The 14,817-nt window shown below is 57.8% G+C and carries 14 protein-coding genes; 5 read left to right on the top strand and 9 right to left on the bottom strand.

The features are described from left to right. The first annotated feature begins 93 nt into the window (after positions 1 to 93). Positions 94 to 1,296, top strand: a complete 1,203-nt coding sequence (locus J2T09_RS23685; RefSeq protein ID WP_306839237.1) for a pyridoxal phosphate-dependent aminotransferase — start codon at positions 94 to 96, stop codon at positions 1,294 to 1,296. Between the two features lie 75 nt (positions 1,297 to 1,371). Here J2T09_RS23685 and J2T09_RS23690 read toward each other — a convergent pair whose 3' ends face one another. The 5 genes from J2T09_RS23690 to J2T09_RS23710 all read right to left on the bottom strand — a co-directional run bounded on the left by J2T09_RS23690 (position 1,372) and on the right by J2T09_RS23710 (position 8,292). Then, positions 1,372 to 3,858 (bottom strand): TonB-dependent receptor, encoded by a 2,487-nt coding sequence (locus tag J2T09_RS23690; protein WP_306839239.1) that lies wholly within the window; start codon positions 3,856 to 3,858, stop codon positions 1,372 to 1,374. Between the two features lie 112 nt (positions 3,859 to 3,970). Further along, positions 3,971 to 4,954, bottom strand: a complete 984-nt coding sequence (locus J2T09_RS23695; protein WP_306839241.1) for a FecR family protein — start codon at positions 4,952 to 4,954, stop codon at positions 3,971 to 3,973. Between the two features lie 6 nt (positions 4,955 to 4,960). Further along, complete coding sequence (locus tag J2T09_RS23700) at positions 4,961 to 5,521, bottom strand: RNA polymerase sigma factor (RefSeq protein WP_306839243.1); 561 nt, start codon at positions 5,519 to 5,521, stop codon at positions 4,961 to 4,963. Positions 5,522 to 5,675: 154 nt separating this feature from the next. After that, the gene (locus tag J2T09_RS23705) at positions 5,676 to 6,899 is read right to left on the bottom strand and encodes a PQQ-dependent sugar dehydrogenase (protein ID WP_306839245.1); all 1,224 of its coding nucleotides are present in this window, start codon (positions 6,897 to 6,899) and stop codon (positions 5,676 to 5,678) included. 220 nt (positions 6,900 to 7,119) lie between these two features. Then, positions 7,120 to 8,292, bottom strand: coding sequence for a calcium:proton antiporter (locus J2T09_RS23710; protein WP_306839247.1), 1,173 nt, complete (start codon positions 8,290 to 8,292; stop codon positions 7,120 to 7,122). Between the two features lie 226 nt (positions 8,293 to 8,518). On the opposite strand from J2T09_RS23710, the gene J2T09_RS23715 reads away from it, so the two are divergent. Beyond that, entirely contained in the window at positions 8,519 to 8,785 is a 267-nt protein-coding gene (locus J2T09_RS23715) for a DUF2188 domain-containing protein (RefSeq protein ID WP_306839249.1), read from the top strand. Positions 8,786 to 8,855: 70 nt separating this feature from the next. Here J2T09_RS23715 and J2T09_RS23720 read toward each other — a convergent pair whose 3' ends face one another. The 4 genes from J2T09_RS23720 to trxB form a co-directional block, all read right to left on the bottom strand. After that, complete coding sequence (locus tag J2T09_RS23720; RefSeq protein WP_306839251.1) at positions 8,856 to 9,983, bottom strand: alkene reductase; 1,128 nt, start codon at positions 9,981 to 9,983, stop codon at positions 8,856 to 8,858. 38 nt (positions 9,984 to 10,021) lie between these two features. Next, positions 10,022 to 10,342 (bottom strand): ArsR/SmtB family transcription factor, encoded by a 321-nt coding sequence (locus J2T09_RS23725; RefSeq protein WP_306839252.1) that lies wholly within the window; start codon positions 10,340 to 10,342, stop codon positions 10,022 to 10,024. A 591-nt stretch (positions 10,343 to 10,933) separates the two neighbouring features. Continuing rightward, on the bottom strand, positions 10,934 to 11,830 hold the full coding sequence (locus J2T09_RS23730) for a LysR family transcriptional regulator VtlR (RefSeq protein WP_162700796.1): 897 nt from the start codon (positions 11,828 to 11,830) through the stop codon (positions 10,934 to 10,936). Positions 11,831 to 11,859: 29 nt separating this feature from the next. Beyond that, positions 11,860 to 12,834 (bottom strand): thioredoxin-disulfide reductase, encoded by a 975-nt coding sequence (gene trxB / locus J2T09_RS23735; RefSeq protein WP_306839256.1) that lies wholly within the window; start codon positions 12,832 to 12,834, stop codon positions 11,860 to 11,862. A 256-nt stretch (positions 12,835 to 13,090) separates the two neighbouring features. Here trxB and J2T09_RS23740 point away from each other — a divergent pair, with 256 nt between their 5' ends. From J2T09_RS23740 to J2T09_RS23750, 3 genes are all read left to right on the top strand, one after another. Continuing rightward, the gene (locus J2T09_RS23740) at positions 13,091 to 13,558 is read left to right on the top strand and encodes an Lrp/AsnC family transcriptional regulator (protein WP_306839258.1); all 468 of its coding nucleotides are present in this window, start codon (positions 13,091 to 13,093) and stop codon (positions 13,556 to 13,558) included. A 75-nt stretch (positions 13,559 to 13,633) separates the two neighbouring features. Continuing rightward, positions 13,634 to 14,401 (top strand): hypothetical protein, encoded by a 768-nt coding sequence (locus tag J2T09_RS23745; protein ID WP_306839260.1) that lies wholly within the window; start codon positions 13,634 to 13,636, stop codon positions 14,399 to 14,401. Between the two features lie 241 nt (positions 14,402 to 14,642). After that, a partial coding sequence (locus tag J2T09_RS23750) for a transposase (RefSeq protein ID WP_306839271.1) occupies positions 14,643 to 14,817 on the top strand: 175 nt, incomplete at its 3' end.

The raw sequence follows: 14,817 nt of genomic DNA on the forward strand, positions 1-14,817 counted from the left end.
CTTTGTGCTTGAATAAGACTGTCACATTCGACATAGAACCAGACGGCGAAAATTCAGTTGTGCGCCTACTCAAACCCTCAGGATGAATACATCATGGCCTTTCTTGCCGATGCCCTCTCCCGCGTAAAGCCCTCCGCCACCATCGCCGTTTCGCAGAAAGCGCGCGATCTCAAAGCAAAAGGCCGCGATGTGATCGGTCTCGGCGCCGGCGAGCCGGATTTCGACACGCCGGACAACGTCAAGCAAGCCGCCATCGATGCGATCAATCGCGGCGAGACCAAGTACACGCCGGTTTCCGGTATTCCGCAGCTGCGCGAGGCGATTGCCAAAAAGTTCAAGCGCGAGAACGGTCTCGACTACACCGCCGCCCAGACCATTGTCGGCACCGGAGGCAAGCAGATCCTGTTCAACGCCTTCATGGCGACGATGAACCCGGGTGACGAAGTCATCATCCCGGCGCCTTACTGGGTTTCCTACCCGGAAATGGTGGCGATCTGCGGCGGTACGCCCGTGACCGTGTCAACAAGCCAGGAAAACAGCTTCAAGCTGACGGCTGCCGAGTTGGAAGCTGCGATCACGCCGAAGACAAAATGGTTCCTGTTCAACTCGCCGTCCAACCCGACAGGTGCTGCCTATAGCCACGACGAGCTGAAGGCGCTGACCGACGTGCTGCTCAAGCACCCGCATGTCTGGGTACTGACGGACGACATGTACGAACACCTGACCTTTGGCGATTTCAAGTTCGTCACCCCGGTCGAGGTCGAGCCGAAACTTTATGATCGCACGCTGACCATGAACGGCGTTTCCAAGGCCTATGCGATGACCGGCTGGCGTATCGGTTATGCAGCCGGCCCGCTCGAACTGATCAAGGCCATGGACATGATCCAGGGCCAGCAGACTTCGGGTGCCTCCTCGATCGCCCAGTGGGCGGCCGTCGAAGCGCTGAACGGCCCGCAGGATTTCGTTGCCAAGAACAAGGCGATCTTCGAAGGCCGTCGTGACCTCGTCGTCTCCATGCTCAACCAGGCAAGCGGCCTCGTATGCCCGAAGCCGGAAGGCGCATTCTACGTCTACCCGTCCTGCGCCGGTCTGATCGGCAAGACCGCGCCCTCGGGCAAGGTCATCGAGACGGACGAGGACTTTGTCACCGAGCTTCTGGAAACCGAAGGCGTTGCCGTCGTTCACGGCTCGGCCTTCGGCCTCGGCCCGAACTTCCGCATTTCCTATGCGACCTCGGAAGAACTGCTGGAAGAAGCCTGCAAGCGCATCCAGCGTTTCTGCGCCGCTTGCCGCTAAGCGCTGAAAATTGACACTGAAATGCAGAAGGCCCGCCGGAAACGGCGGGCCTTCTGGTTTTTTGGGTGTCACGTCTCAGAACTTGCGGCTGAGCGAGATCTTGAAGTTGCGGCCCGGCATGGCGGTGATGCCGTCACTGAGATAGGGCTCGTATTTCTTGTCGAAGATGTTTTCGATGGCGGCGTGAAGCTCGGTGTCTTTCATGATGCCGTCCTGTGGTGTCCAGTCGAGGAAGAGGCCGTGGACAGCGTAGCCCGGGCTTTCCGGACGGGCATACGTGCTTCCAAAATACTGATTGTATGGGGTCTTTTCCTGGCTTTTAACAAAGTTGCCGGTCCAGCCGAAAGACAGATCCTGTTCGGGTAGCTTCATACCGAGGGCGACGTTTGCCGTGGTCGGTGCAAGATCGTTTACATAGGATCTGGGACCGCGAATATCGTTGACCGCACCGTGACGGGTACCCGTCATCATCGAAAAACCGAGATCGGCGAACATCCAGTCATTCTCATAATGGGTCTGAATTTCAACGCCGGTCGTATAATAAGCCGGCAAATTCCAGTACCATGGCACACCAACAGCCCCCATTCCCGAGAGATTGCGGCCTCCGAAGCGCCTGGCGACAGGATTGGTGACATGGTTGTTGAAGACGGCGACGCGGGCCGATGCGCTATCTCCTGACATGAGGACGTCGTCGAAATTGAACGAGGCTCCCAGATTGATGGTGTTGTTGCGCTCGATATGTAGGCCACGGCTGGTTGCGGGAGCTGTGGACGTGCTTTGAGTGGAATAGAGTTCATCGATATTCGGCGCCCGCATGGCATAGGCCCAGTCGGCAAACAGACGAATATTGGGCGTTGCATCCCAGCTAAGGCTGACAGCAGGTGTGAGGCCCGAGTGACTGACTGCCGAATAGTCATGTCCGCGCGCCGGATTGTTATAGAGCGGTGCCGCGCTCGGAACACCTTCAGAGCGGACATAGTCAAAACGCAAGCCCGGCGTTAGCGTCAGGTTGTCGGTAATGCCGATCGTATCGCGAACGAAGGCCGATGCCGTATCCTGAGTGCCCTCCGGCATGAAGTATGGTGCATAATAACCATAGTTATATTCGGGTTTGGTTTTGTTGAACACATCATACATCCACACATCACGTTTATGGGCATTGTATTGAAGGCCGTAATTCAGGCGATGCTCCAGACCATTGAACGTAAATTCGGACGTGTTCTCCAGTTCCAGATGTATGTCGGAGTACGTGGCTTCATTCCACAGTCCGCCGACTGAAGCGCGGGGAATCTCGTCGCTTTGTGGTCGCGTCGCGTGTTGTCCCGTCGAGGAGTAGCTCGCCATGAACCGAGGGTTCCAGAGGGTGCTGTCGCCAGTATATTTGTACTCGAAAGTCGTCGTCAGATCCTTGAGTTCTCTCCACGCCAGACGCTTGCGGGCGGCGGCATAAAAACCTTCATCTCTGATGTCATCTGCATCGACAGACAACTGCCCCCTGATCGCGGCCACCGGTCCCCAGTTGTTACTTTCTCCATATAGGACTGAGGCTTTCACCTCATGTCCTTCCGATTCCAGTCCGACCTTGGCCATGCCCGAAGCGAGTTTGGAATCGGAGTAGAAATAACGCTCGCCTCCGCCGATACGCATGTCGTCTCCCTTGCGCCATGTCAGCGACATCAGGCCGTCATAGGTGATCGGTGTGCCGAAATCGGAGCGGCCATACAATGCACCCGACTCCAGAAACTCCTTGTTGGCTGTCTGATAGGCAGTCTTGCCCCAGGCTCCCCAGTTCTCGCCGGGCCGCAGCATGTCCTTGGCGTCCTTGCTTTTCATGCGAATGGTGCCGCCGAAACCGCCATTGCCGTAACGCACCGAGGTTGCGCCCTTGTCGATTTCGACGCGTTTCAGAAGTTCCGGCTCGACGAATATCGTGCCTTGATCGTACTTCTCGAAATTTTTCGGTGCACCGTCCAGAACGATGCGCGTGTCGGATTGGCGGGAAAAACCGCGGATGGAGATGCTTTGCCCCTGAAGGCGGACGCCGCCGGTCATTGAGACGCCTGGTATGCGTTTGATAAGTTCGGGTATGCTGGCGGCTTGCGCCCGCGCAATCACCTGTTTGTCGATGATGGCGTTGCTTGGGCCACCGCTTCCGTAATAACCGCCGGCATCGACAACGATTGGCTCGAGATTGGTCGCATCGGCATCCGTTGCCGCCGCTGCATCCGTTACGCTCGCTCTCGCGAGTGTCACCGTCTTTCCGTTGACGTGATAGCTGATGCCGGTGCCGGAGAGCAGTTGCGAGAGCGCGGCATCGACCGGCAGGTTGCCGGAGACGCCCGGCGTGCGCAGACCCCGGGTGATCGCCGCATCATAAACGATCTGCAGTTTCGCCTGTGTGGCCAGAGCGTTGAGCGCCGTCGAAAGATTGCCGCTTGGCACGCTTATGCTGATCGATGTCGCCTGTTGCGCGCGTGCTGTGTCCGTGGTCGCAAAAATCGCCGCGCCGGCGAGAAGCATGGCGGCGAGGTGGTGTAGCCTGCGTGGGCTGTTGCCTGGCATAAAATGTCTGCTGGTCGAAACTATCATGGTTCCCGGACCCGTCCTCTCAAATGTTCGTCTGCCGGGTTGACGGATGAACATCCGGGATTGGGACAGGTCTCTTTAAAAAAAATTACTGGCGCAGGATCGTCAGGTAAGGACCAAGCCGCGTGACCTTGATGCCGATCGCCTCGGCAAAGCTTTCAAGTGCCGCCTGCGGTTCGCCGAGATCGAGGCTGCCGGAGATTTTTTTGTCCGCCAGATCGGATTGGACGATGACGATGCGGCCTGGAATATAACGACCGATATCCTCGACGACGTCGGAAAGTGGACGGTTGTCGAAGACGATGCGGCCCTGTCGCCATGCGGTGGCGATGCTGGGATCGGCCGGCTCGACTGTGCCCAAGCGGCCATCGCCATCGTAGGAGAGCTGGTTGTTTTCCGGCAGGCGTCGAGAGGCGCCGTCGGAAAGCGATGCGACCAGAACGGCATGTTCCGTCACCGTCACCTGCGTTGCATCCTGCGAGAGATTGATGTCGAAGGCTGTGCCCAGCGCCGTTGTGGTGGCATTGCCGGCTTCGACCACAAAGGGGCGGGCAGGGTCGGCGGCAACCTCGAAATAGGCCTGGCCGCGCAGCAGTCTGATCCGCCGCTCATTCGGTTCGAGGTCGATGGCGATGGCGGATGCGGCGTTGAGTTCGACCTTCGAGCCATCGGCGAGGGTCAGTGTCTGTTTCTGGCCGGTGTCGGTGATGACATCGGCACGCAGACGCATGGGGCCATCGGCAGCGAGGAAGGCCGCAGAAGCACCGAGTGTCAGCAACAGGGCCGTTGCGACATTACGGGCGCGCAGCAGCGGTTTGTGCGTGGCTCTCTGTGCAAAGTCGAGGTCATTTTTCAGAAGATGGCTGGCATCGCCCATGGCGCGCCGGGCGCGCTCAAAGATCTCTCCCCGTGCAGAATCTTTTGCCAGCCAGGCGTCGAACTGCGCTCGCAGCATCGGGTCATCGGGCTGGTCCTGCAGCCGCAGCAGCCAGTCCACTGCGTCTGCACGCAGCTTGCGTTGTCTGGTTTTGTCACCTGCCGAGGTCCCGGCTTTTTCCGCGCTTACCATCATCGGCGTTCAGAGTGTCTCTTCCAGCCGATCGAGGCAATGCAGATAAGCTTTTCGTAGATGCCGATCCACCATGTTGCGGCTGATCTTAATGCGTTGCGAGATTTCGTCAGCCGACAGGTTGCCGACGCGGCTGGCAATGAAGACGCGGCGGCGCTGCAACGACATGTCCATGATAGCGATCTTGAGGATCGCGATGCGGTATTCGAGATCCAGTCCCTGGTCCGGCGAAGCGATCGGCGCACTAACCTGCAGTGCTTCCTGCTCGGAGCCTGAAAACAGGCAGGCCTCGAAACGCTGGCGACGAAACCGGTCAATGCCGAGATTGATGCAGGCGCGGATCAGAAAGGCCTTGAGCGAAGCCTTGCCTTCGAGCGTCGTCTGCCTGTGGCGCAGGCGCAGGTAAACGTCATGGACGATTTCCTGCGAATTCGCCGGTGTATGCCCGTGGCGGCGCATGCTGGTGCACAGTTCCTCGTAGTGAGCAAGGAGGGCACTGTCCAGAAGAGCGGTCTGTATGGCTGTCGACGTGACGTCTCGGGTGGAGGAGGCGCCGAAATGCGCGGTCATGGCAGTCTCGGATGTGGCGGTGGATCGCCGGTGTCTTAAAAGCCATATCCGAATATTGCAACAAATATGATTTTTATAATCATGTTTGTTGTCGCTCTCTGATCGACTATGGCCGGCAGGCAACTTTTATACAAGTCACCTGCCGGCTTAGATGTTACGCCTTGGTCAGCTTGACGATGGTGGAGCTGCCGCCGCGGCTTTCGGTAACGGCATAGACGGCGCCATCAGGCCCGACCTTGACGTCGCGGATACGGGCATTTAGCGGCACGCGCTCTTCATGGGCAACCTTGTCGCCATCCATGTGCAGCACCACGACGCCCTGCGAAACGAGGCCGCCAACGAGGAAGGCGCCCTTCCACTCGGGGATGGCGTCGCCGTCATAATAGGCCATGCCGGAAGGTGCGATGACCGGGTCCCAGTAATAGACCGGCTGTTCCGTCTCGGCCTTGGCGGTGATGCCGTCGCCAACGGCGCGGCCGCTATATTCGACGCCATAGGTCACTTCCGGCCAGCCGTAGTTCTTACCGGCTTCCGGGCGGTTCAGTTCGTCGCCGCCCTTGGGGCCGTGTTCGACCGTCCACAGACGACCCTGGCCATCGAGCGTGGCGGCCTGCAGGTTGCGATGGCCGAGGCTCCAGATTTCCGGCAGTGCATTTTCCGTGGAAACGAAGGGATTGTCGGCAAGCGCCTTGCCTTCGGCATCTATTCGAAACACCTTGCCGAGACCGCTGGACAATTCTTGCGCCTGAACACGTGGTTCCGCATCCGAACGCTCGCCTACCGTCACGTAAAGCTCGCCCTGCGGGCCGAAAACGAGGCGGGAGCCAAAATGCTTGTTGCCGTCATAGCTCGGCATCTGGCGGAACACGATTTTGACGTCTTCCAGCGTGCCGCCACCGGCTGTGTCGGGCATCAGTCTGGCCGATGCAACGGAGGTTCCGTTGCCGTCCTCCCGTTCTTCGGAAAAGGAAAAATAGATCTTTCCGGAGGTTTCATAGTCCGGCGCCAGCGCCACGTCGAGCAGGCCGCCCTGGCCGCTGGCGAGCACTTTCGGCACGCCCTTGATTTCAGGTCCGGCTTCGCCTTCCTCGGAGATGATGTGCATGGCGCCTTGCTTGGCCGTCACCAGCATCCGGCCATCAGTCAGAAACTCCATCGACCAAAGATGCGGCAGGCCTTCAGCAACCGTCTCGGTGGCGATTTTCGGCATCTGTGCGGGCTGCGGCGCACGTGTCTGGTTTTCGAAGGCGGGTTTCTGGTCCGGTGCGTTGGCGGCCTTCGTTTCGGCCGGTTTTGCCGCGGATTGGGCAAGGGCCGGGCTTGCGAGAACAGCTGTGGCAAGGATGGTGCCGGTGAGAAGACGGGTGAGGCGCGTCATGGTGAACTCCCTTTCATCGTGGTGCGCTGGCATCGCGAAGGCGCTGGCGTATAAGTCGCCTATCTAGGGCGTCGCGCCGCCAAACCCGCACACGGGACGTTCAAGATTACTTTATCTGCCTGTCCGCCGGCACGGAGCCGGCTGACAAACAGATTCAAGCACTTGCGGACCTGATTCCGCTTTCCGCCGTAAGCCTCCGGTCTGAAGTCCATATTAGCAGTCACAAACCGAGCACGGTCAGCATGATGAAGGTGGCAAACAGGACGAAATGGGTCATGCCCTCGATGGCGTTGGTTTCGCCGTCGTTGAGGTTGATGGCGGCGACAATCAGGGTGATGACGACCATCACAGTCTGCACCGGTGTCATCGCCATGACAAAGGGCTGGCCGGTATAAAGCGCGATCGCTTCCATGACAGGCACGGTAAGGATAACGGTCGAAAGCGATGCGCCCATGGCGATGTTGATCACCGACTGCATGCGGTTTCGAAGGGCTGCGCGCAGCGCGGTCAGGATTTCGGGAGCAGCCGAGATCGACGCGACGATGACGGCCATCAGCGCAGGCGGGGCCGATGTGCCTTCGAGACCGCTGCCGAGGAAGGCGGCCATGAATTCCGCCAGGAAACCGATGACGACAACGCCGAACAGAATGACGCCGATGGAAACGGAGGCGCTTGCCTCTTCGCTTTTTTCGGTGCTCGGCGATGCGGCCGGTGTGGTTGCCGGCTGTGGCGAAAGCGGCTCCGAGCCGGCGGGTCCGTTGCCGCCTGAGGTCACTGCTGCCTGTGGTGTCTTCTTATAGCTGTAGCTGAAGAAATAGCTGTGCGGTCCGACCTGCATTTTGAGGAAAAGGGCGTAAAGCGCGATCATCGCAATGATGGTGAAACCGGAATAATAATGCCAGCGATCATCGGGCACGAATTCCGGCACGATCATGGAAATGCCCATGGCGGTGAGGATCATCACGCCATAGGTCTTTCCCGAATTGTCGTTATAGGGCTGTTCGCCATGGCGCAGGCCGCCAAGCAGCGCGGCGAGACCCAAAATGCCATTGATATCCAGCATCACGGCGGAATAGATCGTGTCACGCACCAAGGTCGGGGATGTGCTGCTGCCGAGCATGATGGCTAGGATCATCACCTCGACGGCGACGGCCGACAGCGTCAGGATCATCGTGCCATAGGGATCGCCGACCTTGTGGGCGAGGATTTCGGCGTGATGCGCAACGCGGGTGGAGGCGAGCACGATCACCCCGATCAACACGGCAGCGGCAATCAGCGACACGACCTTGCCGGCTTCCAGCAGGCTGTGTTCAACAAAGATGCAGGCGATGGCGACAAGTGCCGCCAGAACGAGCGATTTTTCCTGTTTCGGTAGTGCCGCGATATTCGCCATGATTCCCATCAAAGACATTCGTCAAAGTGTTGGGATTTAATGCCCTTATGGCGGCCATCAAGGGCGGGTTTTGCGCACTGGCGGCTTTGATGCCATAGTAATGCCAGACGGGTGGGAACTTCGGGCCTTCTCGACGCTTCTCTCCTGCACGCGAATGCCGGCTGGACTTCGATTGGCTTATGCCGGCGCCGCGCCAAAAGACAGGCCATAAGCAAGGAGGGAAAGCATGACCAAGGTTGTCTATCAAGTCGTCAGGCATGATGGCGGCTGGGCGTATCGCCTGGATGGAGCCTATTCCGAAACCTTTCCGACCCATGAGGACGCTTTGACGGCTGCCCGCATCGTGGCGGCGGAGCAGCAGGTCGGAGGCGAACCGGAAGAAATCAGCTGGCAGGACGCCAAGGGCGTATGGCACACCGAATACAGCGATGGCGGTGACCGGCCGGAAGCCGAGGTCGTGGATGGTGAGGAAGGCGAGGCGCGGCGCGCCTGAAACGCTTCTCATCTTTTGTCGAAGGACTGAAAAGGGCCCGCCTGTGGCGACCCCCTGTCAATAGTCGGATTTATTCGGCAGCCACGGCTTCCAGAACCGGATAGTCGGTATAACCCTTGGCGCCGCCGCCATAGAAAGTGGCAACGTCTGGGGTGTTGAGCGGGGCGCCGGTCTTCAGGCGCTCGACCAGATCCGGGTTGGAGATAAAGGAGCGGCCGAAAGCGACGACATCGGCGTAACCGCTTTCGATTGCCGCCTTGGCGCTTTCTCCGTCATAACCATTGTTGACCATCCATGCGCCATTGCCGCCGGCATGGCGGTAAGCCGCCTTCATGGCATGGTAATCGAACTGCTTGGCCCCTTGGGTGAAATCGCGCGGACCAGCGGTAGCACCTTCGATGATGTGAACGAAGGCAAGGTCGCGTTTGCCGAGTTCCGTTGCCACGTATTCGAACAGCGGCTGCGGGTCTTCCTCGGTGATATTGTTGGCCGGCGTGACCGGCGAAAGGCGAAGGCCGGTGCGACCGCCGCCGATTTCACCGGCAACGGCATCGACGATTTCCAGCAGCAGACGGGCGCGGTTTTCGATCGAACCGCCATATTCGTCGGTGCGCTGGTTGGCGCCGGTCTTCAGGAATTGATCAATGAGATAACCATTGGCGCCATGGATTTCGACGCCGTCGAAACCGGCCTCCATGGCGGCGCGGGCACCCTTGCGGAAATCATCGACAATGCCGGCTATTTCGGAATTTTCCAGCGCGCGCGGCTGTGAGGTTTCGACGAAGGCGCCGCTGCCATCCGGGTTGATAATATAGGTCTTTCCGTTGGCGGGCAGGGCGGACGGGGCAACCGGGGCGCCGCCATTCGGCTGCAGCGAGGTGTGCGAGATACGGCCGACATGCCACATCTGGGTGATGATCTTGCCACCGCGCTGGTGTACGGCATCCGTCACCTTCTTCCAGCCTTCGATTGCCTGCGGCAGGTAGAGGCCGGGCACGTCTGCGTAACCCTGGCCCTGCTGGGTGACGGGCGTGCCTTCGGTGATGATCAGGCCGGCGGTGGCGCGCTGTTCGTAATAGACGACATTGAGATCGTTCGGGACTGCCTTGGGCGAGCGGTTGCGGGTGAGCGGCGCCATGGCCACGCGGTTCTCGACGGCAATATCGCCGATCTTGATGGGGTCGAACAGGCTGGCCATGAGGGCTCCTTTTAGCTGCCTTTGGAATTTTTAGGAACTCAGAGAGTGATGCGCAGGTCTTCGATGAAGGCTGCGATGCGCTCCTCGTTGCGCTGGTAGAAGGACCATTGGCCAACGCGCTTGAGCGTGATGAGGCCGGCTTTTTCCAGGATGGAGAGGTGTTGGGAAACGGTCGACTGCGAGAGTTCGCAGCATTTTTCGAACTGGCCGGCGCAGATGCCCATGTCGAGCGGATGTGCCTGGCTACAAAAATGGTTTTCCGGCTGGCGCATCCATTCGAGAAACTCGACGCGCTTCGGGTGCGAAAGCGCCTTCAGTATCTCTGCCCTGTCTGCGGGGTCGATCTGCGTTTTACTCATATCGGTCATTGCCGATATATAAATCGGCTAAACCCGATTTTAAGGGGCGAGGGGAGCTTTTTCTGAATTGCCGGCAAAAAAATGGGCCGACGGAAAATCCGCGGCCCGTAGGTATGAAGGTTTCAAAACCTCCAGAGGGGAACAGCCGGCAATGACAACGAGGGGCGTCGCCAACGGGGCCGGCTAAGCAATGAGATGGGGTGTCGGATCCCGGATGACAAGGGGCATTTTCTGCCGGACGTCATTTTTGTTGAGGCTGCAGCGAATGTTTTGCTTGGCCCGTATCAGCATCGGCGGAGGCCGAACTGCGGGCAAAAAAAGAGGGCCACCGGATTGCTCCAGGGCCCTATAGGTATGAAGGTCAAAAAACCTCCAGAGGGGAACAGCTGATGCGGTGGAACTGGGAGGAAAGCCACCATGTGCATCAACTGAGTGCGATATGGGCGTTTTTTGTGCAGGTCGCAACGCTTTATTGTGCAATCCAGCCATGTCTCAAGTGCACGGCTTATGTCACGCGGTCGTCATATTTGCAAAGGTTGCGCGAACGGATGCCAATTCAGCATGAAAATGCTCCGTCGCGATCAATTGCGGTCAGAAGTTCCAGTTGCGCGCCTTGGCGACGATGAAGTCACGGAAAACCTTGAGCTTTGCCGCATTCTTGATTTCGTCGGGATAGCAGAAATAGGTGTCGAAGGATGGGATGTCGGCATTGATCGCCAGCTGGATCAGGCCGGGATCGCGCCCGACGATATAATCCGGCAGAACCGCAATTCCGATGCCGAGCAGGCAGGCACGCTTGATCGATGTCTGGCTGTTGATCTGCAGATGCGGGGTGCGCGGATTGTCAGAGGAGCGGCCGGCATCCTCCAGCCAGTTCACATCCAGCAGGTAATTCGGCGCCGGCAGGCCAAAGCTAATGATTCGATGATTGTCGAGATCCTCGACCGTCTGCGGCTCGCCGAATCGATTGATGTAGGAGGGCGCCGCATAAACGTGCATGTGCACGGTAAAAAGCTTGCGCTGGATAAGATCCGACTGCTGCGGCTGGCGAAGGCGGATGGCGCAATCGGCATGGCGCATGTTCACGTCGACTTCCTCGTTGTCGAGGATCAGCTGGATCGACATTTCCGGATAAAGCTGCAGGAATTCCTGCACCTTGTCGGTCAGCCAGCCCTGGCCGAGGCCGACCGTGGTGGTGACGCGCAGCTTGCCGGACGGCTTGTCCGTTGTCTCGGTCAGCTGCATTTTCACCGTCTCGAGCTTCAGCAGCACGTCATGGGCGGTGCGGTAAAGCAGTTCGCCCTGTTCGGTGAGAATGAGGCCGCGGGCATGGCGGTGGAACAGTTTTACGCCGACATCCTGTTCGAGCGCGCTGACCTGACGGCTGATGGCCGACTGGGACAGGTGCAGCTTGTCTGCCGCATGGGTGAAGGACCCGGCCTCCGCGGCGGCGTGAAAGATGCGCAGTTTGTCCCAATCCAGAGGCACCACCATGCCATGATCCCTTTTCGTCGTCGTTATTCGGCGGCTTCGGCAATCGGCTGGATGCCGGCAATGAAACGTTCCGCTTCGAGTGCTGCCATGCAACCCATTCCGGCGGCAGTGATTGCCTGACGGAACGTGTCGTCGGTGACGTCGCCGGCGGCGAAGATGCCGGGTACGTCGGTCGCGGTCGAATCCGGCGCGGTCCAGAGGTAGCCGTTGGATTTCAGCTTCAGCTTGTCCTTGAACAGTTCGACGGCCGGCGCATGGCCGATGGCCACGAACACGCCATCGATGACTTCCTCGCTGACGGTGCCGGTGCGGGTATCGCGCAGGCGCACGCCGGAAACCGACGGCGGCATCGGCGGCTTGGCCGGGGTGCCGGTGATTTCGGCGATTTCGGTGTTCCACAGAACCTTGACGTTCTCACGCTGGAACAGACGTTCCTGCAGGATCTTTTCCGAGCGGAAACTGTCGCGGCGGTGCACGACGGTGACCGTCCTGGCGATATTGGAAAGGTAAAGCGCTTCCTCGACAGCCGAATTGCCGCCGCCAACAACGATGACATCCTTGTTGCGATAAAAGAAGCCGTCGCAAGTGGCGCAGGCGGAAACGCCAAAGCCCTGAAAGGCCTGTTCGCTTTCGATGCCGAGCCATTTGGCCTTGGCGCCGGTGGCGATGATCAGCGTGTCAGCGGTCCACACCTGTCCGCTATCCGTCTTCACGGTGAAGGGGCGGCTAATGGTATCGACTTCGGTGACCAGATCGTTGACGATTTCGGCGCCGACATGTTCGGCTTGGCCCAGCATCTGTTCCATCAGCCAAGGGCCCTGGATGGGATCTGCAAAACCCGGATAGTTTTCGACATCGGTGGTTATCATCAGCTGACCACCCTGTTCCATGCCGGCGATCAGCACCGGTTTCAGCATGGCGCGTGCCGCATAAATGGCGGCTGTGTAGCCGGCCGGGCCGGAGCCGATGATGAGAACCTGAGTGTGACGGGCAGACATGGGACGATCCTTATTCGATGCCGCGGCGGAGAGCCTGCGCTGGTGAACTGCATCCCTATATGGGGATGAAATCGCATTCCACTGCCCGCGAACGTTCATTTATGATTGTTCCATGCGGAGATTCAAGGGCAGCCATGCGTTTCCAACAGGTCTTGGAGTTCCTGTGCAAGAATCTATCGCCAAGACGGAACTTTGTTGCGGAATCCTGCGATGTCTGTAGAGGATGCTTGCGTGACAACGACAGAAAGGCAGTGCCGTGATCCGCGTAGAACTCGACAGCATCGACCTGAAAATCCTGCGGGAACTGCAGGCGGACGGCCGCATGACAAATGTCGAACTGGCGGAGCGAGTCGGCATTTCGGCGCCACCCTGTCTTCGGCGCGTGCGCAAGCTGGAAGAAAGCGGCATCATCGAAGGGTATCATGCGATGCTGAACGGACCGAAACTCGGCTTCGATCTCGTCGCCTTCTGTATCGTCGGGCTAAAACACCAGTCCGAAGCCAACCTGAAGTCCTTCGCCGCCGCGACTGAAAAGTGGCCGATGGTGCGCCAAGCCTGGATGGTTTCGGGCGATAGCGATTTTCTGCTTCACTGCGTTTCGGAAAACCTGACGAAATTCCAGGATTTTGTGATCGAGGTTTTGACGGCCAACGAGCATGTGGACACGGTCAGGACGATGCTGACGATCCGGCAGGTGAAGAAGCTGGGGTTGGTTGAGGTTTGATGAGGCGCGAGCATAATACTCGAAACCATAAATATAAGCTCTTTCCGATGAGTTTTTGGTTGGGGAATTAAAATAATGACTCTAAAAAAACTGCGGATATCTATCTGGAGTAAAATACTCTACAGGTTGATCGGTAATCGATTTTATTTAGAGCCAGAATTTTTTCGCGATAAAAAAATAATAGTGGTTGGACCTGCGTCTACCGCGATTGATGAGCTTCGAGGTGTGAACCTTGATGACTACGATATTGTTGTGCGGATGAACAAGGCTATTGATGTTCCTTTGGAGATTGATGGTAAAAATATTTGGCGCTGTGATATTTTGTTTCATAATTTTGTAGAAGATGGCCCCCGAAGTGCCGGGAAAATCTCTCAGGATGGTCTTTGTCGGAGCAATGTTAAGACCGTTGTCTATAGGGCAACCAGCAAAAGAAAAATTTTTGAGATTTTATCCTTATCTCGCCGTGTGCCTTTCTCTAATTCGGGAGTGTCTTTTAAGATCATACCTGTCGAATTTTACGACAGATTAAAGGTCCGCCTAAATGGTTGCTCCGCCACAACGGGCCTCATCTGCCTTGCATTCCTGCTCCGATGTGATTTTTCCCATCTGAAGATCATTGGGTTCACCTTTTTTCGGACGCCCTACGTGGCGGGTTACAATGACGAGGTGAGGTCATCTTCCGATGCTCTGGCTTGGGCTCGCGCTGCCGGACAGCACGATCCTGAAAAAGAACTGCAAGTATTTGAGGAGGAGTTGGCTCAGGCCGCGCGTTCTGGGCGAAATATTTCGTTGGGCTTTCGTTTGGCAAGCATTATAGGTGCTCAAAAAACGAGCGGCGGCTAAAGCTGGTTCGTAAGTTTCTCTTGATTTTAGGGTGTGTTCAAATGCGGAAGCTGAAGGTCGGTATTATCAATGATACTGGTGGCCGAGGTCATTACGGATGCGATTTGGTGATGGCTCAATTAACCGGAGGTCTCAAAGGCGTTGGTGTTGAGATAGCGTGGTCGCATCCGGTTGGAGTTTGACCTGCCACTAAGAATTTCCTCCAGATTGGATTAAAGTCCGGCCCATTGAGGACGGACTTATGAAGAAGCAGAGATTTACGGAAGATCAGATTATTGGGGCGCTGAAGGAGCAAGAGGTTGGCGTTAAGGCGGCTGATCGTTGCCGCAAGCACGGGATTTCCGAGGCGACCTTTTATAATTGGAAGGCCAAATATGGCGGCATGGAAGTGTCAGAGGCCAAACGTTTGAAGGCGC

The sequence above is a fragment of the Neorhizobium huautlense genome (assembly GCF_030811685.1).
GTDB classification, from domain to species: domain Bacteria; phylum Pseudomonadota; class Alphaproteobacteria; order Rhizobiales; family Rhizobiaceae; genus Neorhizobium; species Neorhizobium huautlense_A.

Excerpts from the sequence above, each read along its gene's own strand:
- J2T09_RS23685 (WP_306839237.1), top strand. The coding sequence starts at position 94 with ATGGCCTTTCTTGCCGATGCCCTCTCCCGCGTAAAGCCCTCCGCCACC.
- trxB (WP_306839256.1), bottom strand. The coding sequence starts at position 12,834 with ATGTCTGCCCGTCACACTCAGGTTCTCATCATCGGCTCCGGCCCGGCC.
- J2T09_RS23700 (WP_306839243.1), bottom strand. The coding sequence starts at position 5,521 with ATGACCGCGCATTTCGGCGCCTCCTCCACCCGAGACGTCACGTCGACA.
- J2T09_RS23705 (WP_306839245.1), bottom strand. The coding sequence starts at position 6,899 with ATGACGCGCCTCACCCGTCTTCTCACCGGCACCATCCTTGCCACAGCT.
- J2T09_RS23745 (WP_306839260.1), top strand. The coding sequence starts at position 13,634 with ATGACTCTAAAAAAACTGCGGATATCTATCTGGAGTAAAATACTCTAC.
- J2T09_RS23690 (WP_306839239.1), bottom strand. The coding sequence starts at position 3,858 with ATGCCAGGCAACAGCCCACGCAGGCTACACCACCTCGCCGCCATGCTT.
- J2T09_RS23715 (WP_306839249.1), top strand. The coding sequence starts at position 8,519 with ATGACCAAGGTTGTCTATCAAGTCGTCAGGCATGATGGCGGCTGGGCG.
- J2T09_RS23720 (WP_306839251.1), bottom strand. The coding sequence starts at position 9,983 with ATGGCCAGCCTGTTCGACCCCATCAAGATCGGCGATATTGCCGTCGAG.
- J2T09_RS23710 (WP_306839247.1), bottom strand. The coding sequence starts at position 8,292 with ATGGCGAATATCGCGGCACTACCGAAACAGGAAAAATCGCTCGTTCTG.
- J2T09_RS23695 (WP_306839241.1), bottom strand. The coding sequence starts at position 4,954 with ATGATGGTAAGCGCGGAAAAAGCCGGGACCTCGGCAGGTGACAAAACC.
- J2T09_RS23725 (WP_306839252.1), bottom strand. The coding sequence starts at position 10,342 with ATGAGTAAAACGCAGATCGACCCCGCAGACAGGGCAGAGATACTGAAG.